This window comes from Sinobacterium caligoides (genome assembly GCF_003752585.1).
Taxonomy (GTDB): Bacteria; Pseudomonadota; Gammaproteobacteria; order Pseudomonadales; family Sinobacteriaceae; genus Sinobacterium; species Sinobacterium caligoides.
Genome location: NZ_RKHR01000004.1, coordinates 23,250 through 49,475, shown reverse-complemented (window position 1 = coordinate 49,475; position 26,226 = coordinate 23,250). Strand labels below are relative to the sequence as shown.

At 47.6% G+C, this 26,226-nt stretch carries 32 protein-coding genes; 22 read left to right on the top strand and 10 right to left on the bottom strand.

Translation table 11 applies throughout. The annotated features are described in order from the left end of the window. The first annotated feature begins 35 nt into the window (after positions 1-35). Positions 36-422 carry a glutathione S-transferase N-terminal domain-containing protein gene (locus EDC56_RS06985; protein WP_123711846.1) on the top strand — a complete coding sequence of 129 codons (387 nt, stop codon included), beginning with the start codon at positions 36-38 and terminating at the stop codon, positions 420-422. 81 nt (positions 423-503) lie between these two features. Next, on the top strand, positions 504-1,490 hold the full coding sequence (trhO, locus tag EDC56_RS06980; protein WP_123711845.1) for an oxygen-dependent tRNA uridine(34) hydroxylase TrhO: 987 nt from the start codon (positions 504-506) through the stop codon (positions 1,488-1,490). A gap of 64 nt (positions 1,491-1,554) precedes the next feature. Here the strand turns inward: trhO and folE are convergent, their stop codons facing one another. Continuing rightward, positions 1,555-2,097, bottom strand: coding sequence for a GTP cyclohydrolase I FolE (folE, locus tag EDC56_RS06975; RefSeq protein WP_123711844.1), 543 nt, complete (start codon positions 2,095-2,097; stop codon positions 1,555-1,557). Positions 2,098-2,312: 215 nt separating this feature from the next. Between folE and prmB the strand changes: the two genes are divergently transcribed. From prmB to EDC56_RS06955, 4 genes are all read left to right on the top strand, one after another. After that, the gene (prmB, locus tag EDC56_RS06970; protein ID WP_123711843.1) at positions 2,313-3,278 is read left to right on the top strand and encodes a 50S ribosomal protein L3 N(5)-glutamine methyltransferase; all 966 of its coding nucleotides are present in this window, start codon (positions 2,313-2,315) and stop codon (positions 3,276-3,278) included. 126 nt (positions 3,279-3,404) lie between these two features. Continuing rightward, positions 3,405-4,502 carry a chorismate synthase gene (aroC, locus tag EDC56_RS06965; RefSeq protein ID WP_123711842.1) on the top strand — a complete coding sequence of 366 codons (1,098 nt, stop codon included), beginning with the start codon at positions 3,405-3,407 and terminating at the stop codon, positions 4,500-4,502. 174 nt (positions 4,503-4,676) lie between these two features. Next, positions 4,677-5,105 carry a hypothetical protein gene (locus EDC56_RS06960; RefSeq protein ID WP_123711841.1) on the top strand — a complete coding sequence of 143 codons (429 nt, stop codon included), beginning with the start codon at positions 4,677-4,679 and terminating at the stop codon, positions 5,103-5,105. Positions 5,106-5,197: 92 nt separating this feature from the next. Continuing rightward, on the top strand, positions 5,198-5,506 hold the full coding sequence (locus tag EDC56_RS06955) for a hypothetical protein (RefSeq protein ID WP_148059342.1): 309 nt from the start codon (positions 5,198-5,200) through the stop codon (positions 5,504-5,506). Between the two features lie 95 nt (positions 5,507-5,601). On the opposite strand, the gene EDC56_RS06950 is transcribed toward EDC56_RS06955, so the two are convergent. After that, complete coding sequence (locus tag EDC56_RS06950) at positions 5,602-6,123, bottom strand: glycine cleavage system transcriptional repressor (protein ID WP_123711839.1); 522 nt, start codon at positions 6,121-6,123, stop codon at positions 5,602-5,604. A gap of 231 nt (positions 6,124-6,354) precedes the next feature. Between EDC56_RS06950 and fghA the strand changes: the two genes are divergently transcribed. From fghA to tusA, 3 genes are all read left to right on the top strand, one after another. Further along, positions 6,355-7,224 (top strand): S-formylglutathione hydrolase, encoded by an 870-nt coding sequence (gene fghA, locus EDC56_RS06945; RefSeq protein WP_123711838.1) that lies wholly within the window; start codon positions 6,355-6,357, stop codon positions 7,222-7,224. A 139-nt stretch (positions 7,225-7,363) separates the two neighbouring features. After that, positions 7,364-7,609 carry a YheU family protein gene (locus EDC56_RS06940; RefSeq protein ID WP_123711837.1) on the top strand — a complete coding sequence of 82 codons (246 nt, stop codon included), beginning with the start codon at positions 7,364-7,366 and terminating at the stop codon, positions 7,607-7,609. Beyond that, positions 7,599-7,835 (top strand): sulfurtransferase TusA, encoded by a 237-nt coding sequence (gene tusA / locus EDC56_RS06935; RefSeq protein WP_123711836.1) that lies wholly within the window; start codon positions 7,599-7,601, stop codon positions 7,833-7,835. Before EDC56_RS06940 ends, tusA begins: the two co-directional genes overlap by 11 nt. Positions 7,836-7,909: 74 nt before the next feature. Here the strand turns inward: tusA and EDC56_RS06930 are convergent, their stop codons facing one another. After that, on the bottom strand, positions 7,910-8,743 hold the full coding sequence (locus tag EDC56_RS06930) for an ion transporter (RefSeq protein WP_123711835.1): 834 nt from the start codon (positions 8,741-8,743) through the stop codon (positions 7,910-7,912). A 241-nt stretch (positions 8,744-8,984) separates the two neighbouring features. On the opposite strand from EDC56_RS06930, the gene EDC56_RS06925 reads away from it, so the two are divergent. Then, complete coding sequence (locus tag EDC56_RS06925) at positions 8,985-9,239, top strand: PilZ domain-containing protein (protein ID WP_123711834.1); 255 nt, start codon at positions 8,985-8,987, stop codon at positions 9,237-9,239. Positions 9,240-9,246: 7 nt separating this feature from the next. Here the strand turns inward: EDC56_RS06925 and EDC56_RS06920 are convergent, their stop codons facing one another. Then, positions 9,247-9,777, bottom strand: coding sequence for a leucine-rich repeat domain-containing protein (locus EDC56_RS06920; RefSeq protein WP_162844113.1), 531 nt, complete (start codon positions 9,775-9,777; stop codon positions 9,247-9,249). Positions 9,778-9,988: 211 nt separating this feature from the next. Between EDC56_RS06920 and EDC56_RS06915 the strand changes: the two genes are divergently transcribed. After that, the gene (locus tag EDC56_RS06915; protein WP_123711832.1) at positions 9,989-10,444 is read left to right on the top strand and encodes a PaaI family thioesterase; all 456 of its coding nucleotides are present in this window, start codon (positions 9,989-9,991) and stop codon (positions 10,442-10,444) included. Beyond that, positions 10,441-10,890 carry a PaaI family thioesterase gene (locus EDC56_RS06910; protein ID WP_123711831.1) on the top strand — a complete coding sequence of 150 codons (450 nt, stop codon included), beginning with the start codon at positions 10,441-10,443 and terminating at the stop codon, positions 10,888-10,890. The genes EDC56_RS06915 and EDC56_RS06910 overlap by 4 nt, the downstream gene beginning before the upstream one ends. 19 nt (positions 10,891-10,909) lie before the next feature. Here EDC56_RS06910 and EDC56_RS06905 read toward each other — a convergent pair whose 3' ends face one another. Then, on the bottom strand, positions 10,910-11,383 hold the full coding sequence (locus EDC56_RS06905) for an Lrp/AsnC family transcriptional regulator (protein WP_123711830.1): 474 nt from the start codon (positions 11,381-11,383) through the stop codon (positions 10,910-10,912). Between the two features lie 223 nt (positions 11,384-11,606). Between EDC56_RS06905 and EDC56_RS06900 the strand changes: the two genes are divergently transcribed. From EDC56_RS06900 to EDC56_RS06865, 8 genes are all read left to right on the top strand, one after another. Then, positions 11,607-13,742, top strand: a complete 2,136-nt coding sequence (locus EDC56_RS06900) for a di-heme-cytochrome C peroxidase (protein WP_123711829.1) — start codon at positions 11,607-11,609, stop codon at positions 13,740-13,742. 295 nt (positions 13,743-14,037) lie between these two features. Beyond that, a complete protein-coding gene (locus EDC56_RS06895) occupies positions 14,038-15,501 on the top strand; it encodes a c-type cytochrome (RefSeq protein WP_123711828.1) in 1,464 nt (487 codons plus the stop codon). After that, a complete protein-coding gene (locus tag EDC56_RS06890) occupies positions 15,498-17,276 on the top strand; it encodes a cytochrome c oxidase subunit I (protein ID WP_123711827.1) in 1,779 nt (592 codons plus the stop codon). Before EDC56_RS06895 ends, EDC56_RS06890 begins: the two co-directional genes overlap by 4 nt. Positions 17,277-17,291: 15 nt before the next feature. After that, the gene (locus EDC56_RS06885; protein ID WP_123711826.1) at positions 17,292-17,966 is read left to right on the top strand and encodes a cytochrome c oxidase subunit 3; all 675 of its coding nucleotides are present in this window, start codon (positions 17,292-17,294) and stop codon (positions 17,964-17,966) included. A gap of 8 nt (positions 17,967-17,974) precedes the next feature. Further along, positions 17,975-18,664 carry a heme-copper oxidase subunit III family protein gene (locus EDC56_RS06880; protein WP_123711825.1) on the top strand — a complete coding sequence of 230 codons (690 nt, stop codon included), beginning with the start codon at positions 17,975-17,977 and terminating at the stop codon, positions 18,662-18,664. Between the two features lie 14 nt (positions 18,665-18,678). Next, positions 18,679-19,008 (top strand): cytochrome C oxidase subunit IV family protein, encoded by a 330-nt coding sequence (locus EDC56_RS06875; RefSeq protein WP_123711824.1) that lies wholly within the window; start codon positions 18,679-18,681, stop codon positions 19,006-19,008. Positions 19,009-19,087: 79 nt separating this feature from the next. Then, complete coding sequence (locus EDC56_RS06870) at positions 19,088-19,783, top strand: SCO family protein (RefSeq protein WP_123711823.1); 696 nt, start codon at positions 19,088-19,090, stop codon at positions 19,781-19,783. Between the two features lie 150 nt (positions 19,784-19,933). Then, positions 19,934-20,713 carry an endonuclease gene (locus EDC56_RS06865; RefSeq protein ID WP_123711822.1) on the top strand — a complete coding sequence of 260 codons (780 nt, stop codon included), beginning with the start codon at positions 19,934-19,936 and terminating at the stop codon, positions 20,711-20,713. Between the two features lie 92 nt (positions 20,714-20,805). On the opposite strand, the gene ftnA is transcribed toward EDC56_RS06865, so the two are convergent. From ftnA to EDC56_RS06840, 5 genes are all read right to left on the bottom strand, one after another. After that, positions 20,806-21,327 (bottom strand): non-heme ferritin, encoded by a 522-nt coding sequence (gene ftnA / locus EDC56_RS06860; RefSeq protein ID WP_123711821.1) that lies wholly within the window; start codon positions 21,325-21,327, stop codon positions 20,806-20,808. A gap of 125 nt (positions 21,328-21,452) precedes the next feature. Continuing rightward, positions 21,453-22,307 (bottom strand): acyl-CoA thioesterase, encoded by an 855-nt coding sequence (locus tag EDC56_RS06855; protein ID WP_123711820.1) that lies wholly within the window; start codon positions 22,305-22,307, stop codon positions 21,453-21,455. A 191-nt stretch (positions 22,308-22,498) separates the two neighbouring features. Next, on the bottom strand, positions 22,499-23,275 hold the full coding sequence (locus EDC56_RS06850; protein WP_123711819.1) for a PhoH family protein: 777 nt from the start codon (positions 23,273-23,275) through the stop codon (positions 22,499-22,501). 236 nt (positions 23,276-23,511) lie between these two features. Then, positions 23,512-23,931: a nuclear transport factor 2 family protein gene (locus tag EDC56_RS06845; protein WP_123711818.1), complete on the bottom strand. Its 420-nt coding sequence runs from the start codon at positions 23,929-23,931 to the stop codon at positions 23,512-23,514. A 213-nt stretch (positions 23,932-24,144) separates the two neighbouring features. After that, on the bottom strand, positions 24,145-24,795 hold the full coding sequence (locus EDC56_RS06840) for a YbaY family lipoprotein (RefSeq protein ID WP_123711817.1): 651 nt from the start codon (positions 24,793-24,795) through the stop codon (positions 24,145-24,147). Positions 24,796-24,970: 175 nt separating this feature from the next. On the opposite strand from EDC56_RS06840, the gene EDC56_RS06835 reads away from it, so the two are divergent. Both EDC56_RS06835 and EDC56_RS06830 read left to right on the top strand, forming a co-directional pair. Continuing rightward, on the top strand, positions 24,971-25,846 hold the full coding sequence (locus EDC56_RS06835) for a hypothetical protein (protein ID WP_123711816.1): 876 nt from the start codon (positions 24,971-24,973) through the stop codon (positions 25,844-25,846). Positions 25,847-25,886: 40 nt separating this feature from the next. After that, positions 25,887-26,162: a GNAT family N-acetyltransferase gene (locus tag EDC56_RS06830; RefSeq protein WP_211333597.1), complete on the top strand. Its 276-nt coding sequence runs from the start codon at positions 25,887-25,889 to the stop codon at positions 26,160-26,162. Positions 26,163-26,226: the final 64 nt, after the last annotated feature.

Sequence of the window (26,226 nt, the reverse complement as noted above, 5' to 3'; positions counted from 1 at the left end):
CTATGCAGGGTGGCAGCGGTATATAGGTGTCTACCATGTTTTTTACTGTTGTTCGTAAGGTGCTTGGCGCTATTATCCTTTTGGTTAATGCTATTACTCAACCTAAGCCTATTCAGCGAGACGCAAAAGAGCAGGCGCAGATTGATGTTGCCTGCCAGTCATTATCACTGTACCAATATCACGCGTGTCCTTTTTGTGTAAAGGTGCGTCGGGTGATCACACGCCTTAACCTGCCGATTGAGTTGCGCGATGCGAAAGAGGAAGGCTTTGCTGCCGAGTTGTTGGCTGGCGGAGGAATAAAGAAGGTGCCTTGTCTTCGTATTGAGAGTGAGGCAGGTATTGAGTGGATGTATGAATCGAGTGATATCATGGCGTATCTAGAGCGTCGCTTTGCAGAAACGGAGCCGGTTACTGCAGTCTAAATCTCGTCTCTCTCTAGTCTCTTAATATACTTTAAAAATACTATTGCGCCGGACTTACGCTCCGGTCAGCAAGGAGTTGTTATGTCAAAGATAGTGGTCTGTGCCCTGTACAAGTTTGTGCGCCTCGAGAACTTTACCGAGTTGCGTCAACCTTTACTGGCTTTAATGGAAAAGCATGAGATACGCGGCACTTTATTGCTTGCGGCAGAGGGTATTAACGGCACGGTAGCCGGTACCCGTGCCGCGGTGGATGTTTTATTAGCGTGGTTTGAGAGTACATCGGGGCTTGAAAGCATTGTATCTAAAGAGTCTTACGAGAGTGCCATGCCTTTCTATCGAACGAAGGTGAAGCTCAAGAAAGAAATTGTCACCATGGGGGTTGAGGGGATTGATCCGCTGCAGGTCGTCGGCACTTATGTGAAGCCAAGCGACTGGAATACACTCATCAGTGATCCCGAAGTGACGGTCGTCGATACGCGTAATAGTTACGAGGTGGGTATTGGCACCTTCAAGCGTGCACTAGATCCTGGGACTGATAGTTTTCGCCAGTTCCCCGACTATGTTGCAAAGCACTTAGACCCCTCGAAGAATAAGAAGGTCGCTATGTTTTGTACTGGTGGAATACGGTGTGAAAAATCAACCGCTTATTTAAAAGAACAGGGCTTTGAAGAGGTCTATCACCTAGAGGGTGGCATCCTCAAATACCTCGAAGAGGTCGAAACTAGTGAGAGCCTCTGGCAGGGCGAGTGCTTTGTTTTTGATAATAGGGTCTCGGTGAATCACGACCTAGAAAAAGGGCAGTACGACTCATGTGGCGGTTGCCGCATGCCTATTACCGAGCAAGATAAGCAAGATAGTCGTTATCAGCGCGGAGTCAGTTGTCATCACTGTCACGATCAGCTGAGCGCAGAGCAGCGGCAGCGCTTTGAGGAGCGTCAGCGTCAACTGGAGTTGGCAGAGCAAAGGGGGGAGCACCATATCGGCGCAGAGGCGAAGAAGGTGGTGGCCGAGCGTCGGCAGAGAAAGCAGCAGTTGCGTGAACAGCAGCAACGCAAGCTAGCAAAGTAAAGCTTTGCGACGTTCTCTCCTGATGGGGGAACGTCGTTATTCTGGCTGACCTTGGCTTAGTTGGTTAGTCTTTGACAAGGGTGAGGAACTCGGCGCGAGTGGCCTGGTTGTCCCTGAAGCAGCCTAGCATTGAGGAGGTCTTCATCACAGAGTTTTGCTTCTCGACACCGCGCATCATCATGCACATGTGCTTGGCTTCGACGATGACACCGACACCGGCAGCACCAGTGACTTGCTGAATGGTCTCGGCGATCTGTGTGGTCAAGTTTTCTTGTATCTGCATCCGGCGACCGAACATATCAACGATGCGAGCGACCTTCGATAGCCCTAATACCATGCCGTTGGGGATATAGGCGACGTGCACTTTACCGATGAACGGCAAGAGATGATGTTCGCACATTGAGTACAGCTCAATGTCTTTAACAATGACCATCTCGCTAGCATCCGAGGGAAACAGAGCGTTGTTGACTACCTCATCGATATTTTGGTGGTAGCCTTTGTTTAAGAATTCGAAAGCTTTGGCGGCACGCTTGGGAGTGTCGACCAGGCCGGGGCGTGTTAGATCTTCACCGACGGCGGTAATAATTTGGGCGAACGCTTTTTCCATGGTTAGGTTACCAGTAACTAGGCCTAGAGTAGTGGCCGCCTCTTATGTTGTTATCTGAAGCGACGATAAAATGGGGGCTGATAGTACCAGTAAACGTCGCGCTAGCACAGTATTTTGTCCCGCCGGACGCTGTATTGCGTTTACCAGCCCTTGGTTGTAAACGCATGATATAATCCCTGTATTATACTAGCGTGTCCTATAGAGGTTTATAAGCGGTGGAAGATTTACAGCAGGTGGCGGCCCAATTGATCCGCCTAAAAGACTATATCCGTTGGGGTTGTAGTCAGTTTGAGGCGGCGGGTGTGTTCTATGGTCAAGGTATACCGACACCATGGGAAGAGGCAACGATACTCTCCTATCATGCCTTACATCTGCCCGCGAATGCGCCCGTAGAGTTTATCGATTCTGTGTTGACTCTTGAAGAGCGCCTGAGCATCTTGGCTTTGTTTAAGCGTCGTATTGACGAGCGTATCCCTGTTGCTTATTTGACCGGCAAGGCAGTGTACTCCGGAATTGAGTTTCTAATTGATCAACGCGTTATCGTTCCGCGCTCACCGATAGCGGAAATGATCGAAGCGGGCTTTGAACCTTGGTATAGCGGTGAACGACCGATAGAGAGGGTCTTGGATCTTTGCGCAGGTAGCGGTTGCATTGGCATGGTGGCAGCGGCCCAGTTCCCTGAGGCAGCCGTCGATCTGATCGAGCTTTCCGAGGATGCGATGGCTATTGCCAAGCAGAATATAGCTTACCATCACCTCGAAGAGCAGGTGCAGCTGCATCAGTCAGATCTGTTTTCGGTGTTGACCGAGGGTGAGGATGTCTTCGATGTTATCGTGACCAACCCGCCCTATGTGGATCAGCAAGATATTGACAATATGCCGCCCGAGTTTCACCACGAGCCGAAAATGGCGTTGGCGAGCGGAGAGGATGGCTTAGATATTACTCTGCAAATATTAGCCGAGGCAGGACGATACCTTAGTGAGGAAGGGATTTTGGTTGTTGAGGTGGGGAATAGTGGCGAGACACTCGAGGCTATCTTCCCTGAAATCTACTTTGAGTGGGTGAACTTTCAGCGCGGAGGCTTTGGCGTCTTCGTATTGAACTCCGCGGAGCTCGAGACCTATCAAGAGCTATTTACTGCCGCCCTTGAGCAGCGCCGTGCGACTATTAGTCAGCAATGATCTCTCTTGTTAGTAGCGGTGAGGCTATCGTTAAGCTTGGAATGTGATTATTATCTACTACCGAGCGATCAGTGAAGGCTGGTCGTCGCGTGGTTAGGTTGTTCGAATAAGATTTAGGATAAAGATATGTCGGGTAATACCATTGGTAAGTTGTTCACCGTCACCACGTTTGGTGAGAGTCACGGTCTCGCGCTGGGGGCGATCGTCGATGGTTGCCCGCCGGGCTTAGATATTACGGAGGAGGATCTTCAAGTGGATCTCGACCGTCGTAAGCCTGGTACCTCGAAATTTACCACTCAGCGTCGTGAAGCTGATGTGGTAAAAATCCTCTCAGGTGTTTTTGAAGGTAAAACAACCGGGACTTCGATTGGCCTGCTCATTGAGAACACTGATCAGCGCTCGAAGGATTACGGTAAAATTAAGGATCAGTTTCGCCCTGCGCATGCTGATTATACCTACCAACAGAAGTACGGCATTCGCGATTATCGCGGTGGCGGCCGCTCGTCGGCCAGAGAAACGGCGATGCGGGTAGCTGCGGGTGCGATTGCGAAGAAGTACTTGCGAGATATTCATGGTATCGAAGTGCGGGGCTATCTCTCGCAACTGGGGCCGGTAAAGATCGATAAGGTAGATTGGTCTATCGTCAACGATAACCCCTTCTTTTGTCCAGATGCTGACAAGATCGAAGAGATGGAAGTGTTTATGAATCAGTTACGTAAGAGTGGCGATTCAATAGGGGCGAAGCTCACCGTCGTGGCCAGCAACGTTCCACCGGGGCTTGGTGAGCCGGTGTTTGATCGTCTCGACGCTGAAATTGCCCACGCTATGATGGGTATCAACGCTGTTAAGGGCGTTGAGGTTGGCAGTGGTTTTGACGTGGTTGAACAGCGTGGTAGTGAGCATCGCGATGAGATTACGCCGGAGGGTTTCTTGTCGAATAATGCCGGTGGAATCCTCGGTGGTATCTCCTCTGGTCAGGATATTGTCACTCATATTGCGTTGAAGCCGACGTCGAGTATTTTAGTGCCGGGTAAATCAATTGATATTGAGGGTAATGAGGCGGAAGTGATCACCACCGGTCGTCACGACCCCTGTGTCGGCATCCGTGCGACACCGATAGCAGAGGCAATGTTGGCTATTGTGTTAATGGATCATATGCTGCGTCAACGTGGTCAGAATGGCGCTGTTAATAGTGTGACGCCGGTTGTTCCCGCACAGAGGTAATCGTCGCGTTCTCGTGAAGCTATTGCTTGCGAGATCGATATACGTGCATAGGTCGCAGCTTCGCCTTAACCTCGGTTGGGGCTATTCCCATTTAATCGTGGCTTGCTGTAGTATTTAAGGCGTCAGGGGTTGGTGGTCCCCACGGATCAATAACAGGGTTATTTAGAGGCTTTCATGGATCAAGAATCAGTTGTCTACGGGTGTATCAAAGATATTGCTGTCGACCCCTTGAGTCAGGAGGGAATGAGGCGTCAAGAGACCAATCATCAGGCGATGATGACGCTACCGGTACTGCAGGACATGCCGATGATTGCGCGTGAGATGTTCTCATTGAGTCGTGGTGGTAGCGATGCTTCGGGTGCGACAGAGGTTGTACATTTTGGCGCTTCATATCGTGCTATCGAATATGAATGGGAGCGTTGGTTAGCTGAGTTTGAACAACTGTTACAGCAGATGTATTGGGTGTCGGCAACCGTTCACTTAGAGACTGAGTTGTCGGGTACCCATACCTTTACCTGGGAATCTCAGCGTATGTGTCACGAGCCATTTAGTGGTGATATGGCAGTGCGTTGTGAGTGGGAACAGGAAGGGCTGCTGTGTTAGCATCGGCGTCATTTTCTTTGCTAAAGTAGCTGCTCACGGTGATGACTTTGGTTACACTGGCAAGTAGTAGTCCCTTGGTGGTAGAGAGTGTAATGAACGATAATGATCAGCTGAAGTCGCGTAATAATACTAAGCCGGCGGTAAAGAGTAATCTTGAGAGGCAAGCGTTCGATCATCAGCTAGCTTTGCTCAAGCGGCGAAAACGCCGTCACTTAAGAACAGTTTTTCTCGCCATTGTCGCGGCGATTACTTTTGTCTGGGCAGCTATTTCGGTTTGGGATGTCGAGCCAGAGGAGATGCTTGAATTCTTCACCATGAGTTTACTACTCGTCGTTATTTTAATGCTACTGGCGGCGCTACTTGTCGGTATTAAGAGTGTTTTTAGGCGTTTCTTTAATTGAAAGCGATAAGCGTCTATTGCGAGAAAGTTAGCAAAAGATCTAGCGCCGATGGTTGACCATGGCGCTATTTTTTTGTCTCGCTGCAATAATTAGCTTTATTGGTTTTCGATGTTGATTTCGAGGTCGAGGTTGTTGGCGATTTCCTCGAGGCAGTCATTTAGTTCATCCAGAGCGATGTCGCTCGGGATGGCAATGTCGAGCATCGCTTCGAACAGTGGAATGCCTGCCATGGGTGCGCTAGTAATATGGCTGGAGAATTCGCCAATATTGATCTGCCGAGCGGCGAGGGCCTTGGATATCTCCAATACAATACCGGGGCGATCGTTACCGAGGATGCTGAGGTCACGGTGATAAGTTTCTGGAGAGCCTTCAACATGAGTCGTTCGCTCGATGGTTATATTAAACCCTAGCGGCTCTAGTGCTTGTAGCTCAGAGCAGAGGGCATCAATCGCTCCTTTATCAGCACTGACCTTGACGATACCGGCGAACTTTCCCGCCATATGTGCCAGATGGCTGGCCTCCCAGTTACCCCCTCCATCGACGACAGTGGTGGATAGTTGCTCGACAAGCCCTGGCTTATCGTTGCCGACAAAAGTAAATACGAGCTGCTCTCTCATGCTAGGTCTACCTTGCTGTTTATATCAGATTGCCAGTATAGACTGTTATAACAAAGGGGTCATTATCGACGCGACGTAGTATTTGCTTAACCTATTAGCTATTTGTTAATAAAGCGCATTATTGTCGTTTGCTGGTTAAATATATCTGACTTGAGGGCTTGTGAGGGCATATAATCAATGGCTAATCTTAGAATACACGACCATTATTGATGCGTTAGTAGGAAGTACATTATGCCGGCGGTTACCTCCGTTAAATCTTTTCTTCGTCCCCTGAGTGAGAGTTGTCTGTTTTCTGGTTGGTTGCGGCGTTTTAGTCATAGCTCCCTCGTCTGTGATTGTGAAATGAGCTTCTCGATATATCTGCCGCCACAGGCGTCACAAGGGCGTGTCCCTGTCTTATATTGGTTGCCTGGCTTTGCCTGCAGTGATGCCGATTTTATTCGTGGTTCTGGGGCGGCGCGTATTGCCAGTGAGCTGGGTATGGCAATTGTTGTTTGCGATACGAGTCCACGTGGTGACCAAGTGGCCGATAGTAGCAGCCCTACGCTTGGTCTAGGAGGTGGCTTTTATTTGAATGCGAGTAGAGAGCCTTGGGCTCGGCATTATAAGATGTACGACTATATTGTCTCAGAGCTGCCGCAATTGATTAATATGAATTTCCCGGTAAACCCACTTCTTACCGCTATTGCCGGTCACTCGATGGGGGGACATGGCGCCTTGGTTGCAGCCTTGAGAGATCCTTCACGTTATAAGAGTGTCTCGGCTTTTTCGCCGATATTGTCGCCATCTCATGTCGGCTGGGGGGTGCAGGCATTTACTGAGTACCTAGGAGATGAGCGGCAGCGGTGGAAGAGTTATGATGCCACTGAGTTGCTCACGGTGACGACTGCTAAGCTGCCGATGTTAATTGATCAGGGCGGCAGTGATGAGCATTTGTTGTCGCAGCTGACCCCGGCCCCTTTTCTTAAGGCTGCGGAGAAGGCTGCTTACCCTGTCGAGTATCGTAGCCAATTTGGTTATGATCACAGCGAGTATTTTGTTGCCAGCTTTATAGAGGATCACCTCCGTTTTCATGCTAAGGCTCTTGGTCTGCGAACTTAGTATGGAGCGCTTTACCAGGGGCGTTCGGCTCTTGCATACAATAAGCTATTGTCGTTCAGCTAGATCTAGAGTTTGCTGAGTCGTGTCGCCGACAAATATTGCGTATAATGATTGGTAAGCTGTTACTCCTGAGGCCGATGTGAAGATACCCTACCAACAACTGTCGAGTGATGCTCTCGATGCTTTGCTTGATGAGATTGTGACTCGTGAGGGGACCGATTACGGTGCGGTAGCGATGTCACTAGAGCAGCGTAAATTGCAGCTACGCAGTTCGCTCGAAGCTGGTGAGGCAAATATTGTATTCGATGCCGAAACTGAGACGGTCAACGTGATTAACCAGCAAGCGTTTAATGAGATAAATGGGAATATTGGCGATGAGTTTTGAGATAGATGTAACAATGGACGCCTGTGGACTCTATTGTCCAGAACCAGTAATGATGCTACACAACCAGGTGCGTGATATGGCGGGTGGAGCAGTGTTGGAGGTCATCGCTACAGACCCGTCGACGGAGCGTGATGTTCCCAAGTTTTGTAATTTCCTCGGCCATGAGCTGTTATCGTCGAAGGCAGAAAATGGCAAATACTTCTACTATATTCGCAAGACAGCCTAATATAGAGCCAGTTGCCGCCTCCTATTATAGATAACCTGTTCGTTATCGTTTAATGCCCCCTCAAGTTATTATCATTACTGATCATCTTTATCACGCAAGATGTTCAAAGCGCTGCCGCAGTGTTTGCAGTACTCAGCGTCGCTTTCGTGGCCGCCCCGGTTGCAGTTTGGACACATGGAATGACTGCGCTTGATATGAATCTCTTGGCTGAGCTCTGCGGTGATAATGCCGGTGGGAACAGCAATGATAGCGTAGCCTGTGATCATAATCAGAGAGGCTAGCGCTTGACCGAGAGGGGTTTGTGGTGAGATGTCGCCATAACCGACTGTCGTGATGGTGACAATAGCCCAGTAAACGCTTTTAGGTATTGATGTGAAACCGTGCTCGGGGCCTTCGATGACGAAGAGTAATGAGCCGAATATAACGGTGGTGATCAGCACAGAGGTAAAGAAGACAAATATTTTTCGGCGGGAGCGCGTAATCGCCATCATTAAGGTGTCAGCCTCATCGACATGACGCATGAGTTTTAACACCCGAAACACTCTGAGTACGCGTATTAATCTTAATATGGTGAGGTGTTGGGCACCTGGAATGAATAGGCCAATAAAACTCGGTAAAATAGACAGTAAATCTATGATGCCATAGAAACTAAAAATATACGCTTTTCTGAAGGGGGAGCAGTATAGTCTTGCAAGATACTCTACGAGAAACAATAGAGTGAAGAGCCACTCCAGCAGGTAAAAATAGCTGTGATACTGTTTGTTGAGCGTCGGTATTGAGTCAATCATGATCAACAGAACGCTGGCGATGATGACGTTGATAAGAAGGACATCAAATCGGCGTCCGGCGGGCGTGTTGGTGCCGAAGATGACGTCGTATAGCGTTTGTTTAAATGGTTGTGCGGACATGATAATCAATAAGTGACGATGGATAGGCTACATTTCACCCTATTTAAAACCCTAATGCAAAGTGCGTAGTGGTTGACTTGAGCTTTTCTTGCGATCAAACAGCTGCAGAGCAGAGAGCGTTGCCTTTGGCTATGCTAAAGGAACTACTCAAGCTCAGTATTATTGAGAGTGAGCTACGTAGAGAGTTGTAGGCAAGGTTGCGGTTGTAAATAATTTAATCGTGTTAATTCAGGGGGGCACTATGAGTGAGCGTAGGCGCGATATACGGAGACCGTTTAAGGCAAGTGTTGAAGTGTGTATACCGGGTTACGGTGATTACATTGCAGAGGCGACTGATATTTCCGAGGGTGGCTTGTTTGTTCGTACGGGCAGGCACCCCCTGCCGCCACTAAGAGCCGAAATCACAGTACGGATGACGGGCGGTCATGGCGAGACTATCCCTGTGCAGGTCGTTAGGCACCAAGGTCAAGGGATGGGGCTAATGTTCTTGCACTGATACAGTGTTAGTCACATTGCTCGGGGAGACGTAGAGTTGTTACTTGCTTGGGCCAAGCCTTCTGGCAAGTTAGGTTGGGGTTGTCTTTGACTTCGAGACGATCGAGTTTTTTCAGCTGTAGTAAGCGTCTTATGCTCACTATTTCATTACTGTTAAGCAGCAAAAGCGTCAGTTCCTTAAGCTGACCAAGAGGTGCTATGTCGGCAATGGCATTGTTGTTAAGGTTGACCTGTTGTAGTTGGGTGAACTGTTCTATTCCCGCAAGGTCATGGATATTCGCGTTGCTACAACTGAGTGTAGTGAGCTGCTCGGCAGCAGTAACTTGTTGATCGATAATATTTTGCTGTAGACAATTTTTTAACTGTGGGTCGCTGACGGTAAAATCACTGAACAGTGTGGGGGGGGTGTAAACCACATTATCGTTAACCGTAAAGCTATAATCAGCGCAGCCAGTACCTAATAGTGTTATTGCAGAAGCTAAGCAGATCGGCGCTAGGCGGCGCCTGTTTATAGGACTAGTCGTTAATCTTTTAGGCATTTTTAAACACTCAGACAGCGGTTTGATTGGGCTATTGTAGGCTAGAATGGCACGGAAAACACCATGAACGCTTTCACCTAGTGTTGTCTCTGTATACATTTGCGAGTGTTGTCACTATGCTAAGTGTCATTAAACAATAGATCTGTATTTGCTCGACTGTGTGGCTTTGTCGCTATAGATGGTTGAAGCTGATGTATGACGGAAGTAAAAGATGAATAAATATAGGCAGATGATAGAGGAGTTATTCCCCCATATACGTCACTGTATGGTGCTTGGAATGACAGTGGAAGATGCCGATTTTGGTTTGCTGGTATTACGCATGCCTTATTTGAAAGAGATGGTCGGCGATCCCAAATCTGGCGTGGTTCACGGTGGGACATTAACAACGTTAATGGATAGTGCTTGTGGCTTTGCGGCGATGTTAGGCGTTGAAGGCCAGGCGATATGTCCGACTCTCGACTTGCGTATCGATTATATGGGAGCAGCAACACCGGGTTTAGACATTATTGGGGCGGCGGAAGTGTATCGAGACACGAATGAGCTGCTGTTTTGCAGAGGCATCGCTTATCACCCCGGGGAGGAGGAGCGGCCTATTGCGCACACATCTGCCACCTTTATGCGTGCTGATTATAAACACCTAGAAGCCGCAGGGGAGGCCAAGTCATGAGCGCTCTTTCTGCTGCCTCTACTGCGATCCTCGAAGCTTTGTCCGAAGGCGATATTAATAAGCTAATTGATCAGTCACCCTATGCCAAACTGTTGGGAGTCCGCTGTATTCAAATGGGGGATGAGATGTTATTTCATCTGCCTGCCAGCGAGGACAATATTGGTAACCCGATGTTGCCGGCAATCCATGGCGGTGTTATTGGTGGCTTTATGGAAGTCGCGGCACAACTCTGTGTGATGTTTAAAGTGAAGACGCCGTATACGCCAAAAGTTGTCGATTTCTCATTGGATTACCTGCGTCCAGGGCGCAATGAGGATAGTTTTGCCGAGTGTGTTTTGGTCCGCCAGGGGCGCAAGGTGGTGAACGTTAGTATTACGACTTGGCAGCAGACACGAGACAAGCCCATTGCTACCGCGCGAACACATTTTTTACTGGCGACGAGCTAAAGCTCTAGGGGCTGCTGTTTTATGTGACGTGATCGAGGGGAAGTTCAGTCGTCGACTTTATTTTGCGCATGACGAAGCTAGATTGTACGCCGGTGACCCCTTCAATACGTGTCAGCTTGCCCAGTAGAAATTGTTGGTAAAAGTCCATATCAGGCACGACAACTTTGAGTAGATAGTCGGCAGATTGGCCGGTAATTAGTGCGCATTCAATCACTTCGGGGTATTGATGGATATGTTGCTCGAAGTTTTCGAAGCGTTCAGGCGTATGTTTGTCCATGCTAATGCTCACCATTGCAGTTAGCTTGAGCCCGAGTTTATTACTGTCCAATAGTGTGACATGTCGGTCGATGAAACCGCTGTCTTCGAGCTGCTTGACGCGTCGAGAGCAAGGGGAGGCAGAAAGCCCAACCTTATCGGCTAGCTCAAGATTTGAGATACGACCACTACTTTGCATCAGCTGAAGGATTTTTTTGTCGGTTCGATCAAGTTTCATAGCTAACCTAGCAGTGAATCTATGGCAGGAGGGGTCGAGTTCATCAACCGACCGTGAGAAGCCAATATAGTGCTTTTAAATTGCCTTGGCTAGTTTGCCTCCGTGTGAAGATGGGCTAGACTTGCCCGTGGCATTCTAACGCCAAAAGATAGTGGTGATAATGCGGCCAAGTGCCGCGTAATAGAATAAGAAGAATGATAGGGATTCAGTGTTGGAGCTTAGGATGAGTGGCGTTCAAGCAGCTAATTACAGCAGACTGTGTTGTCTGTTATTAGTCGTCGTATTATTTACTTTCGTTGTGTTAGCTTTTATTTATTATCGTAGCGATGCTACGCAGGCTGTGATCCAGGGGTTAACGCCGCCGCGATTGCCTGCCTTGGATGTGGTGGCAGAGGATGGCGCTTGGATCGAACAGCGTTGGCTGGAGCAAAATTGGAATCATGAACCTGACCAGGCCAACGTGAATACTCGCCGTTACCACCACCTTAGCCAAGGTACTCGTTCGTTACCGATACCCTATGATTGGTTTATTCACTTAGAGGTAGCGGCAGACTCACCGTTTTCGTTACTGTGGGCTGAGCAGCCGCGTCTAGCTGCCGATGACTACTTGCTCCGCTTAGGTTTTATTCGCAGTCCAGAACATGTTGAGCATAACCCCGATGGCTTACCGATAGGCTTTGCCAAGGTTTCCTCACAGCGACTGCCAGGGTTGGAGCTTCGGACAGAGGCGGTAGGTTTCACTTGTGCGGCCTGCCATACCGGCCATATTGTTGCAGATGATGGTAATGGACGTGTTGAGTTCGTCATCGAAGGGGCCGGTAGCAATGTTGATTTAGGTCTGTTGAGGCAAAGCATTGGCGCAGCTTTGGGTCAGACGGCGTTGTCGAGCAAACTGTACCCTTACGGTAGTGCGCGCTTCGAGCGCTTTGCGTCTAAGGTGTTAAAGCAACAAGATCGCCCGGCGACTCGATTGGCATTAGCCCGACAGCTGGTGGCAGTTGTCGGCGAGTTAAAAACAACTAAAGATATTATTCAGGTGGAAGAAGGTTTTGGTCGGCTGGATGCCTTGAATCGTATTGGCAATAAGGTTTTTTCGCGTAATATTCATCGTCCCTTTAATTACCAACCTATTGTAGCTCCAGTCAATTTTCCGCACATATGGACAACGTCTTGGTTCAACTGGGCGCAATATAATGGCTCTATTATGCAACCGCTGGTGCGTAATGTTGGTGAGGCATTGGGGGTGGGGGCCTACCAAGACGTGACATCATCGATGGCAGAAAACCGCTTCGACTCGTCAGTGGCTATGGATAACATCATCTGGATTGAGCAACGCTTGTCGGGAGCTGAGCCCAGCAAGGAGAAGGGCTTTAGTGGCTTGCGGCATCCGCGATGGCCGTTGGGCGATATAGATGAAGAAAAGCTGGCAGAGGGAAGGCAGCTTTATATTGAACGCTGCCAAGAATGTCATTTGCCGGTGCTGTCTGATCCTAGTCTCTGGAATGAAGAGTACTTTTCGCCTATTCGTTATCGTCAAGACGGGCGATTGAAGGTTACAAATCATAGCGTTTTACAGTTGAAAATGATTGAAACAGCTCAGTTGGGTACGGATGCTGAAACGGCAAGGGTGTTAGTCGAGCGAAATGTTGATACGGCAGGTACCGAAAAGGTAGGTGCGATGGAGCAGTTGCCAGCTCTCGGCCTTAAACATCAACTGTGCACACCAGAGCCGGCAACATTGTTGGTGGGAGAAGTTGAGCAGCCCTGGTGGGAGCGTAAAAAAGGTGAGAATGTATTTTTTACCTTGAATGACGGTGGCAATATCAGCTTTGCGCTCGCATTAGGTTCGCTGGTTGAGCAGACAATTGAGGCTTGGTATCGCCGTGAGGTAATTACAGACCCTGAGTTAAAATTAAAGTGGTCTGGGGAGCGGCCCAACTGTTTACAGGCGAAGATGCAATATAAAGCTCGACCGCTTGACGGTATCTGGGCAACGGCACCTTATCTACATAACGGTTCAGTGGCGTCGTTACGTGACTTGTTATGCCCGGCGGGTGGTGAGCGGCCAAGGTTTGTTCAGCTAGGAGGGCTGCGCTTTGATGAGAAGAGCGTGGGGCTAATGCAGCCGAAAGACATTGCTGAGCGTGGTCAACGAACACTTACTCGTAATGAGCACTACGATGAGGATGGATTTTTTATTCTTGATACGATGATTTCGGGGAACCGTAATACCGGGCATGTCTTTAGTGAGCAGTACCGCCCTGATAAACCCTATTATCAGCAGGACAACGGCGTCATAGGAGAGGCGTTTAGTGAGCAGCAGTGCCTGTCAATGATTGAGTATCTAAAAACACTATAAAGAAGATCAGCCACTATGATTCCTGTAATTTATTAGCCCTTAGTATTTTTAACAAGAGGTTTTATATTGTATATAGAGAACCTTGACTTGGATAAATGCGCCCAGGTGATGAGGAGGTATTCGCTATAGTAGTCTATGTTAATAGAAGCTGAGAAATAAATGATTTTTATCTCCCCATAATTTTTTTATTAACCCTCAGCTGGCAATAAATTTTCTGCCTTTATCACTTTATTGTGGCACAGGGCAGGATAACGTTTAGCTGCTTATTTCTACGCAGGCCTAGAGGAAGGATACCATGGCGATAGCCATTGTGATTCTGTTGCTAGTATTCGTATCGCTCATATTTCACTACCTTAGCCCGTGGTGGTTGACGCCGATAGCCTCAAACTGGGGCGCCATTGATGACACGATTAACATTACACTTTGGGTGACGGGCGTTGTCTTTGTTGCAGTTAATTGTTTTCTTGCCTATGTCGTATATAAGTTTCGCTTTAATAAAGCGCGTCGGTCGCACTATGAGCCTGAGAATAAAAAACTAGAAGGTTGGCTAACCGTTATCACAGCTCTGGGCATTGCTGTCATGTTGGCGCCGGGCTTATGGGTTTGGCAGCAGTTTGTCAGTGTACCTAAAGAGGCAAAAGTTGTTGAGGCGCTTGGGCAGCAATGGCACTGGGGGTTTCGGCTTCCGGGAAAGGATGGTTTGCTCGGTAAGACAGCTATTGCCTTTATCGATGAGAGTAATCCGTTTGGTATTGATGAAGAGGATGCCAACGGTCAAGACGATGTGCTTATTTTGAGTAACGAGTTGCACGTATTGCTCGGTCAGCCGGTGAAGGTGCTATTACGCTCTAAGGATGTATTGCATAACTTTGCTGTGCCACAGTTTCGCGTGAAGATGGATTTGGTGCCCGGCATATCCACCTACCTGTGGTTTACACCGACTCGCTTAGGGCGCTTTGAGCTGTTGTGTGAAGAGTTATGTGGTATGGCTCACTATACAATGCGTGGACACATTGTCGTTGATTCAGAAGAGGGGTATCGGCGCTGGCTAAGTGAGCAACCGACATTTGCACAGTATCGCCGTCAAGTGTTTGCTGAGAGGGATGCCGATAGAGAGAAAGGGCAACTGATATATGCGGCATGTATGGCGTGCCACGGGGAAAGAGGTGAGGGCAATCCTGCGCTGATGGCGCCACAATTAGCAGGCCAGTCGGTAGCTTATTTGAAGAGGCAGCTTCGCTATTATCGTCAGCATATTCGCGGTAATGATGAGCGAGACAGTTATGGGCGGCAGATGGCAGCGATGGCAGCAATATTGACGGCGGAGAAAGATATCAATGATGTGTCGGCCTATATCAGCTCGTTGCCAACGCAGGCCGCTGTGTTACATAGCCCTGGAGATATCGCTAAGGGACGTTCTTTATTCCGTAATTGCAGTGACTGTCATGGTCGTACAGGCGAGGGGCGGGTAGCCTTGCGAGCACCGAGACTATCCGGTCAGCATGGTGACTACCTTAAACGACAGCTTCTGCATTTTAAAAACGGCGTTAGAGGGAGTCAAGAGGGCGATGTCTTTGGGCATCAAATGGTGCTGATGGCTCAGACATTGCGAACGATAGAATCGATCAACGATGTGGTGGCCTATATTACAACACTGCCTGTCGTCACAAAGGATGAAGATGTTTTTTCTGTACAGCAGTCAAGAAAGAAGGTTGTCCTTTTACCAAATGACGCGGTTAATGTCGGGGAGGTGAGATGAGCGATAAGCCGGTGCGCAGTAGCAGCGATGACGCCAATACTCATAAAAGCTTCGCAGCAAAATACATTTGGAGCCAAGATCATAAGGTGATCGCTATTCAATACTCGATCACTGCGATAATGGTCGGGCTAATAGCGCTTGTCTTATCGGGAATGATGAGACTGCAATTAGGCTTTCCTAATACTTTCTCGTTTATAGAGCCCAGTGCATACCTACAGTTTGTCACTATGCACGGCATGATTATGGTGATTTACCTGCTGACTGCTTTATTGCTTGGTGGTTTTGGCAACTATTTAATACCGCTGATGATTGGTGCCAGGGATATGGTTTTTCCCTTCCTGAATATGCTGAGCTACTGGACATATTTATTAGCAGTAATAATTCTCGTGGCTGGATTTTTCGTCACGGGGGGGCCCTCTGGTGCAGGATGGACACTATACCCTCCGCAGGCAATATTACCCGGTACGCCGGGTAATGATCTTGGGATTGTGTTTATGTTGCTATCGTTGGCTGTTTTTATCGTTGCCTTTACCATGGGAGGGCTTAATTATGTCACAACGGTTTTGCAGGCTCGCACCGAAGGGATGACTTTAATGCGAATGCCGTTAACCATCTGGGGTATTTTTGTTGCGACTATTCTAGGCCTGTTAGCATTCCCTGCGCTATTGGTTAGTGCCATTATGATGATGTTAGATAAGACGCTAGGAACGAGTTTCTTTATGCCTGCCATCGTGTCACTTGGAGAATCTCTGGATTATAGTGGTGGTAGTCCCGTGCTGTTTCAGCACTTGTTTTGGTTTTTTGGTCACCCAGAAGTCTATATTGTAGCTCTCCCTGCTTTCGGTATGGTTTCAGACATTATCTCCGTGCATGCGAGAAAAAATATCTTTGGTTACCGTATGATGGTTTGGGCTATTGTTGCTATTGGTGGCTTGAGTTTCGTTGTCTGGGCACACCATATGTATGTGAGCGGTATGAACCCCTATTTTGGTTTCTTTTTTGCTACGACGACGCTAATTATAGCGGTGCCAACTGCCTTGAAAGTGTATAACTGGGTACTGACTTTGTGGCAGGGCAATATTCATTTAACAACTCCAATGTTGTTTTCTATCGGTTTTATATTTACCTTTACGCATGGCGGGCTGACAGGCTTGTTCCTTGGTAATGTGGTTGTTGACCTGCCCTTGTCTGATACATACTTTGTCGTAGCGCATTTTCATATGGTTATGGGCGTTTCCCCGGTTATGGTGCTATTTGCGGCACTTTATCACTGGTTTCCTAAGGTTAGTGGTAGGTTTTTGCATGCTGGTCTAGGCAAAGTTCATTTCTGGATCACTTTTTTAGGGGCTTACGCAATATATTTACCGATGCACTACCTAGGCTTTCTTGGTGTGCCACGTCGTTACTATGCTATGGGGGCAACGGATTTTATTCCCGACTCGGCTGCTGCCTTGAATGCCAATATTACTGTTTCAGCATTAATTGTTGGTCTAGCGCAGCTAATATTTATCGTTAATATCATTTATAGCTTATCAAGGGGGCGTAAGGCAGGTGCTAATCCATGGGGGGCGACAACGTTGGAGTGGCAGACTGAGTTTACTCCACCGCGGCATGGAAACTGGGGGGTAGCCTCTCCTATCGTGTATCGATGGGCCTATGATTATAGTGTCCCAGGGGTGAAGGCTGACTTTATACCGCAAAACCTACCGCGTGAGGAGGTTGAGATGGACGATGGCAGTATGATGGGGGGAGCACAGATGAAGGCCGAAGGTTAATAATGGAGGCGACAGGTGCTGATATTTAAAGCGTTATTTGAAAAGCCTTGGCTCGATCAGTCGATAGCGGCGAATCAGAGTACTGATGGTCAATGGTTTAGATCTGCTCGTACTGCGTTAATGTTCTTTATCACTGTCGTTAGTGTCGTGTTTTTCCTCTTGACGATTACTTATTTATCGCGCTCGCAGTATGGCGACTTTCAAGCTTTGGCAGCAGATCCGTGGTCGCCGTTGAGTGACTCTTTTCTGTTGTGGGTGAATTGCGGGCTACTCATGCTCGCGAGCTTGCTCTTACATCTGACAGCAAGGCGCGCATTAGTGGCCGCGGAGGGGGAACTGTTGTTCTTATTGTGTGCTGCTATCTTCTGTACATTGTTATTTGTACTCGGCCAGTGGCAGGTTTGGTTGCTCTTAATAGGGCAGGGTTTTTTTATTGAATCTAACCCTGCAAATAGTTATTTTTATTTATTAACAGCGTTGCATGCCTTGCACTTAATTGGGGGGCTGCTGGCTTTGCTGCGCGTGCTGTTTCTTACCGGGCATGCGGAAGGTCGTGAAGTATTGTCATTAAAATTAAAATTGTGTGCTTGGTATTGGCATTATCTCTTACTGTTGTGGCTATTTCTATTTACTCTGTTAACAGCCGATCCCGAGACTTACAATAGAATTGCTGCCTGGTGTGGTTTTTAGGAGCTCGCATGAATATTGAAGATAGTGATGAGGCATCACCGCCTGCGAAAGAAGAGGGGTGGCCAGGCGTCGTAGAGGACTGGTCTGCAGATCGCCGAGTTTTCAACATGCCGTGGGGCAAGTTGATGATGTGGGTCTTTTTGCTGAGTGATACCTTTATTTTTAGTGTTTTTCTTATTGGTTATATGAATGTGCGTATGTCGACCGTTGCTCCTTGGCCACAGAGCAGCGAGGTATTCTCTTTGTTGGTTGCGGGGCAGCATATCCCATTGCTGTTGATTGCTATCATGACATTCATCTTAATTAGTAGTAGCGGCAGTATGGCGATGGCAGTTAACTATGCCTATCGTGGTGACCGTAAGAAAACAACTGTCTTGATGTTAGTGACGGCACTTTTAGGCGCTTCTTTTGTAGGTATGCAAGTTTTTGAGTGGTCGAAGCTTATTGTGGATGAGGGGGTTCGCCCATGGAGTAACCCAATGGGCGCAGAGCAGTTTGGTGCGACCTTTTTTATGATCACGGGCTTTCATGGATTACATGTCAGTGCTGGGGTTCTCTATTTGCTTTTTGTCGCAAGAAGAGTTGCGACAGGCCATTATGAAGAAAAGGGTTATTCTATCGTAGAAATAGTTGGTCTATATTGGCATTTTGTCGATTTAGTATGGGTATTTATTTTTGCGCTCTTTTATCTCTGGTAACAGTGAGGTGAAAAATGTCTAGCCAACCAGAACGGGTTGCGAAACAGCATTCGATAGGCCTTTATTTAAAGGTTTGGGTGCTATTGTTTTTTTTGAGCACCCTGTCATATTTGGTTGACTATTACCACTTGCAAGGCGGCTTGAGGTGGACGTTAATATTATTTTTTATGCTGTTAAAGGCCGGCTTGATTGTGATTGTATTTATGCATGTTAAGTGGGAGCGGTTAGCGGTAAAAGTCATGTTGATTTTGCCATTGCTAGCCATCGTTATCTTTATCGGCATGATGGCGATTGAGGCAGATTATACTTTCGTAAACCGTTTACTGTTCCTCGCATCTCCTTAACGAATATAAGTTTCTCGTAGGGACGAACTATCGCTATTACTGTTGATAGCTCATTCTTATCTTGTCATTAGGGGGAGTTATGCTTGGTAGAGAAACAGCACTTATTACGCTCGCTATGATCATTTTTTTGCTGCTGCTTTCTGCCCCCCTAATGAATGTGTTGTCATCTTCGCCCTTGTCATTAAGTAGCGGGCGCCTTCTTTCATCTCCGATGAGTTTACAGCAATTTACTCTCGAAGATCACCGGGGTAATCGTTTCGACCACGCAGATTTATTAGGACGTTGGAACATACTTTCTTATGGTTTCATACATTGTCCTGATCTTTGCCCATCGTCATTAGCAGTGATAAAAAGCCTTAAGCAACGTCTTGTTGATCGCGAGGAGTATGATGATGTAGGTGTGCTTTTTTATAGTGTTGACCCAGAGCGTGATAGCGTGGAAAAGATGGCGAGATTTGTTGCCCATTTTGGTGCGGATATAGTCGGATTGAGGGCGCCAGAAGGAGTGGATTCGGATGGGAGCAAGGCTGCGTTTGAGCGTAGTTTAGCTATGAAGGTTGTAATATCCAACGATGGCCCGGAAAATAGCTATAATGTTAGTCATGGTATGTCACTGTATTTATTTAATCCACAGGCAGAGTTGTATGCGGTATTTTGGCCGCATGTTGATGATGCAGGGCGTAGCCTATTTAATTTAGAGAATTTATATGAGGATTATCTGTTGATCAGGGAGCGAGCAGATATAGCGAATAAAGGGGATCTTGACGGTCTCTAACCCCTGCTATCTTTAAGCTCTTATCGTTGTAGCTCTACGACGATGATTAGCTAATTCTTTCAAATGTGATCTAGTCACGCTATCTCTTATCGCGCTATATATATTTCGTTATAATATGATTTTTTATCTATTATAGCGATTAGAAGTTGTATGGCTGGACAGAAGGTAGTTAAACCCCGTGTATCATTGTTATCTTTAATAGTTGTTGTCTTTAGCGTTTCCACACCATTAGCCATGGCTGGACATGGTAACACTGTTAATCAATCATTTAATAAAGCCAAGAAGAGCCTTGAGAGGGAGATTTATAAGCGCTCGGCGGAGCGGCGGACTATATATTGTGATGCGCCCTTTGATTCGAAGAAAAATATTAAATTACCAAAAGGATTTACTACGATAAAACATCGCAAGCGCGCAACACGAGTAGAGTGGGAGCACGTGGTTCCCGCGGAGAACTTTGGTCGCAGTTTTAGTGAATGGCGTGAGGGAGATGCGCAGTGTGTCAATAGTAAAGGGAAGTTATTCAAAGGGCGGAAGTGTGCTTCGAAGATGAGTGAAGAGTATCGGTATATGCAAGCGGATATGTATAACCTCTATCCAGCAGTGGGAGCTGTCAATGCAACGCGCTCTAACTATAATTTTGAAATGCTGCCGACGATTAATAGCCGTTTCGGCAGTTGTGATATGCGCATCAACAAGCGTAAGGTGCAGCCACCAGAAGCCTCACGTGGTGTTATTGCCAGAAGCTACCTTTACATGGAACAGGCTTACCCTAGGTATAATATGAGTAGGAGGCAGCGACAAATGATGTCGGCCTGGGATAAGCAATATCCGGTGACGAAGTGGGAATGCGAGCGTGGACGAAGGATCGAGCAGCTGCAGACAAATGTTAATAATATCCTTCTCAGTCGCTGTCAGGCACTGGGCATATAATGATCATATTCGCTAGTATTGGCTACTAGCAAAAACAAAAACGGCTGCAGAAGCAGCCGTTTTTGTCGCTTTAAAGCTTGCAGGACTTTAGTTTAGGCTGCGGTCATGATGCTATCACTACCAGAGCTGGCAAGTTCCGCTAGGTCTTTATCGACAAGGAATAGCGCCTTTCCGTCTTCGCCGACTAGGGCTATTTTGTCGACGATTGACTTGAAGAGCTTCTCTTCTTCATGCTGTTCGGAGACATACCACTGCAGGAAGTTAAACGTTGAATAATCACGGCTAGTGAAAGCTGTGTGCGCTAAGTCATTGATCTCTTGCGTGATCATACACTCGTGCTCATAAGTGAGCTGAAAGAGATTGCTCAGTGACTCGAACTGGCTGGGAGCGGCTTCAATAGAGCCTAATATTGGCATGCCACCAGTTTCACTAATGTAGGTGAATAGACGGCGCATGTGTCCCATCTCTTCATCGGCGTGGGCACGCATGAACAGTGCTGCACCTTCGTAGCCTTGATCTTCACACCAAGCGCTCATTTGCAGGTAAAGATTAGAAGAGTAGAACTCTAGGTTGATTTGCTTGTTCAGTGAATCGATCATTGTTTGTGAAAGCATCGATAGCGACCTTGATATAGTGATTGAAGAGACTGGTTTACAATAGCGGCATTGTTAGTGTTAACGGCTCATAAATCAATATAGGGAAGGCTTATGTTTATTTAATCTTGATCAAAGTCTGCTTATTATTCGATATGGCGCATAACACCTTCCTGAGCGACTGAGGCAATTAACATGCCGGCCTGATTGTATATATGGCCTTGGGCGAGACCTCTGCCTGCGCATGCTCGTGGGCTATCTAATACGAATAATAACCATTGGTCGGCACGACAAGGTTGGTGAAACCAAATGGCGTGATCAAGACTGGCAACCTGCATGTTAGGAGACCAGTTGGTCTGTCCGTGCGGTCGCAGAGCCGTCAGTAATAAGGGGTTGTCTGAGGCATAAAGCATAAGTTGTCGGTGTAGGGCGGGCGGGGTGTTATTACTGACAGGAGCCTTGAACCATACTGCATGCTGTGTTGTGGCTGCGTTAGGTTTGAGAAGGTCCACGGGGTTAACTTGCCTGAACTCCATTGGCCAGCCATAGATGCCTTGGAACTCTTCAGGTAGGGCGCTTTGATAACGTTCTTCACAGCTGGCTAAGCCCTCTGGCTGAGGGTAGTCTTCGATGTCGATGGCGGTTTGGTGCTCAAAGCCTTGTTGAGGTATTTGGTAGGAAATCATAGCGCTAAAAATAGCGCGACCACTTTGTTTGGCTGTGACACGGCGGGTGCTGAAGCTTCGGCTGTCGCGTAGTCTCTCTATGTGATACTGCACCGGTATGCCGGGCTTTCCGAGGTGCAGAAAGTGGCCATGGAGAGAGTGACAGTTGAGGTCGCCATCGACGCTTTGATCTGCGGCGGCTAGAGCTTGCGCGAGGATTTCACCGCCATAGAGGCGGCCGAGGCTGTCATCGTTACCTGTACTTGAGTAGAGGTTGGCATTAATGCGATGTAGGTCAAGGTGGCGAATTAATTGCCGGAGAGCTCGGTCAGCCATGCTTAAGCCTCGATTTTATCGTTAGTCTTTCTGTAAATAAGTTAACAATTCACAAGATAAAATAATAGCTGAAATATTACAAATATCTTGTGCTATTAATCTTCTCTCAGCAGAAAGGGGGGGAGAAAAAGAAGGGGAGTAATGGGGCTGTTTTATTCTGTTTGGCGCCGCCATAGGCGGCGCCGTTAGGGTTAGTCTTCGTAGCTGTCGATGATATCGCGAACTAAGCCGCTGCGGACAATATCATCGCGGCTAAACTGATGAGTGGCTACGTTAGCGACGCCATTAAGCCGCCGTACAGCGTCGGCCAAGCCAGATAGGCCGCGAATATCGCTCTGGGCGATATCACCGTTAACGACAACTTTGCAGCCCTCTCCGATACGACTGAGAAACATTTTCATTTGAGCGGGAGTGGTGTTTTGCGCTTCGTCGAGAATGACGAAGCTGTTTTCATCGAAGGTTTTTCCGCGCATATAAGCAAGTGGTGCGGCGACAATACGGCCATGCCGTAGGCAGTAGTCGACGGTGCCTGCACCGAGTCGTTCGTTGAGAATATCGCGGAAGGCATCAATATACACGGAGAACTTATCATCGGCAGTACCGGGCAGAAAACCGAGTTGCTCGCCTGCTTCAATTGCCGGGCGTGTGATGATAATACGTTCAACTTGACCTGTATCTAATGCTTGCGCCGCTAGCGCGCCAGCGCAGTATGACTTTCCGGTACCTGCTGGGCCGGTGCCAAAAGTCAGGGTGTTGCGATGAATTGCTTTGATGTATTGCTGTTGCGCGAGTGTGCGTGGAGTGAGTGGGCTATCACTGCGCTGCGGGCTGTAAGCGGTATTGATGTTGGAAGCATGTAACTCGACGATGTTATTATTGCGTCGGTGGCTCTTACGGCGTGATTCCTGTGTTGAGTGGGCGGTGTTGTGACGTTGGTGGTTGCGCTTTGCATGGGCTCGTTTAGCCATAGATCTAATCCCCAGAATAGTGGTCTATAGTATTCGATTTCTCAGCAGCCTCGCTTTTCTCCTCCTCTGTTATTGCGTTTACACCGGTAGACGCTTGGTTTGTTATTTATGGTTATTATTTAACTAAACCTATGACAATGATGTGACAGTTTAGAGTTTTTGTAAAGGGAGAGTTTAATTTGTAAAAACTGCACCTCATTGGCTTGCAAGTGCAGTAATATATGAATATTCTTAAGTTAATGCTCCGCCATTTTCTCGATGATTTGTTGCTCGACGGCAGCGTATTCCCAGTATGCTTTGAGCGAACATATTTTCCCCGCTGCATTGGCCCGGTAGACGACGATCATGTCATTGCTTATATGCAGATCTCCCATTGTTTTTTCAATATGCACAAAGTTCGCGCACTCATCACCAGCAGGGATAGAATGCTTGATTTCTAATCGAATATCGCCATGCGCAATAATATTGTCCCAGAATGATGCGATAGCCTCGATGCCCTGCTGTCCTTCTCCGCTGGGGTCTAGGGGAGATTTACCGACAGGGTCTTCAACAACGGCATCGTGAGTAAATAATGAAAGCCAGGCAGACTTGTCTTTTGCTTGTACGTGTTGCATTGATTTCTGGCTGGCTTGTTGGGCGAGGATGGCATTACTCATGATCAGTCCTTAATGAAAATTCTTTCGGCAATATAATTTGTAGTGGTAGGGCATGTGTCTACCTTAAACACTCGCTCCATTTAAGCAAAGTTTATGGTGTTGCAAACAGCTGAGCTGTCACCTATTGATGCTAAAAGACTGGCAGGAAATATTGATATGCTGGGAGGAGGGCAACAGCGAAGGGCTTATCGCTGTTGTTATGTGCAGGAGCTATTACTCTACAGGTTCAAGTGTGCACTCGCCGAGCTCTGTACCAGAGAGCGTGATCGTCGCTTTGTCGGCCTTATTCCACAGCTCGTTATCATTGTTTGCATAACGAGCACCGGAAGCTGAGCGTACCTGTTTGAGAATGATCGGTGTTCCCTCATTATAAAGAATGACAAAGTTATCACCAAAAGAAGTGATTAGGTTGCTGTTTGCACACTCGGCGTGGAACTTACGCTTCTCTTGCGTAGCGCTGTTACGGGTTGCGATAGGGATGACGGTGACATCTCGTTGAGGCTTTTCTGCTGTAACCGACCAGTTGCTGTCTGTAATACCGACGAGCTGGTTATCTTTATTGGTGATACGCGCGGAAACACTATAATTATGATCTTCGTGTAGAAGCTCACTATTGATAGTTAGGTTATATTGCACCGGCCAGCTAGTAATATTGTTAATATGTTGTTGGTCGAGCTTGATCGCTTTTTTATCAGCGATGCTGATATCCTGTACCGTAACAACGATGTTATCCCCCGCTTCGAGTTGGAAGTTTGGCGCAGGTGCTATTAGTCCTCCTATCTCGAGGCTGCTAGCGGGCGCCTTTTCCTGCTCGCAGGCGGTGATAGCACAACTAAGGGCTAGAATAAGGGCAAGCTTCTTCATTGGTATTGAGTCCTGTTGAGGATGATTGGCGCATAATAGGCGAGTGTCCCATGAAGTCAAATTTTACGGCACCTACTATTTCGGTGATATTGTATCAATGAGCATAGTCTGTTTTGGCTTGCAGGGTTTATAGTCAGTATCTGATAAGGGATGCTGGCAGTATGAAGGGGGGGCGATGGTAGATTCAGTGGGAGACAAGGGAGGTATTAAGGCTGATACGTCTCAGAGCGAGGTGTTATCGACATCGAAGCTGGCCGCGATGCTGGGCGTGGAGTCACGAGAGCTATTTGCATTGTTATTAGAGAAGGGCTGGCTTAAACGTGAGGGAGAGCACTGGCAGCTAACTGCCAAAGGGGAGTTTCAAGGCGGTCATTATCGACAAAGTGAAAAGTACGGTCAGTATGTGGTGTGGCCGAAAAAAATGATTGATCATCCTACGTTGGCACGCTTTCAGGATGAACGGCGGTTTAGTGCGACAAGATTGGCCGGCGAAAGCGGTCTTAGTGGCAAGCAGATTAATAGCTTGCTGCATGAGCTAAATTGGCTAAAAAAACACGATGCCGGTTGGCAGCCAACAGCACTCGGGCGTCAATTAGGCGCGGAGCAGAAAACCAGTAAACAAGGTCTCTATGTCTTGTGGCCAGGTGAAATAAGGCAGCACCCTCTCTTTATTAAGTCGCTAGAGGCGCTTGCTCCAGCCCGGTATCAGGCAAGCCCGTGCACTGCGATGGACGGTCACTCAATGGCTAACAGTGATTATGCCATTATCGATAACTGGCTATATCTTTCAGGGCTCGCTCATGCGGTTGGTCGACCGTTGTCGGTGCAGGGAGGGGAGGAGATCTTGAGTGATTTTTATTTGCCTGCGTACCACCTTTACTTGGAGTTCTGGGGAGATCAACGAAGTAGTCAGGCGATGTTGGTTAAGATGGAGAAGAAGGCGTGTTATGAAAAGCATCAATTAGCTCTAATCGAGTTGGATAAAAGTGACCTAGATAATATCGACAAAGTGCTGACAGAGCGCTTATTGCAGCATGGTGTGGTGATTTAAGCAGAGAAATTGATCTTAACTGAGAGAGTATGAGTTTTTGATGAGTGATTCGAAGACTGATTCAGGGCACTTGATGAGGGTTGAGCATCGGCCAGAGGAACAGCGATTTGTTATTATCGATGGCTCCAAGGTGGCGGAGTTGCAGTATTCTTTGCTGACTAATAATCGCTGTGACTTTCATCACACTTACGTGCCTTTTTCAATGCGTGGGAAGGGGTATGCAGAACTTCTGGTAGAGGTTGGGTTAGCATGGTCGAGAGCGGAGGGCTATCAGTCCTGCGCTAGCTGTCGGTATGTGGCTAAGTTTTTACAATAGTTGATAACGGATCTTACCTTAACTTGCGTCAAGTCATTGGAGGTGAGTCTGATAGGAATCGGAT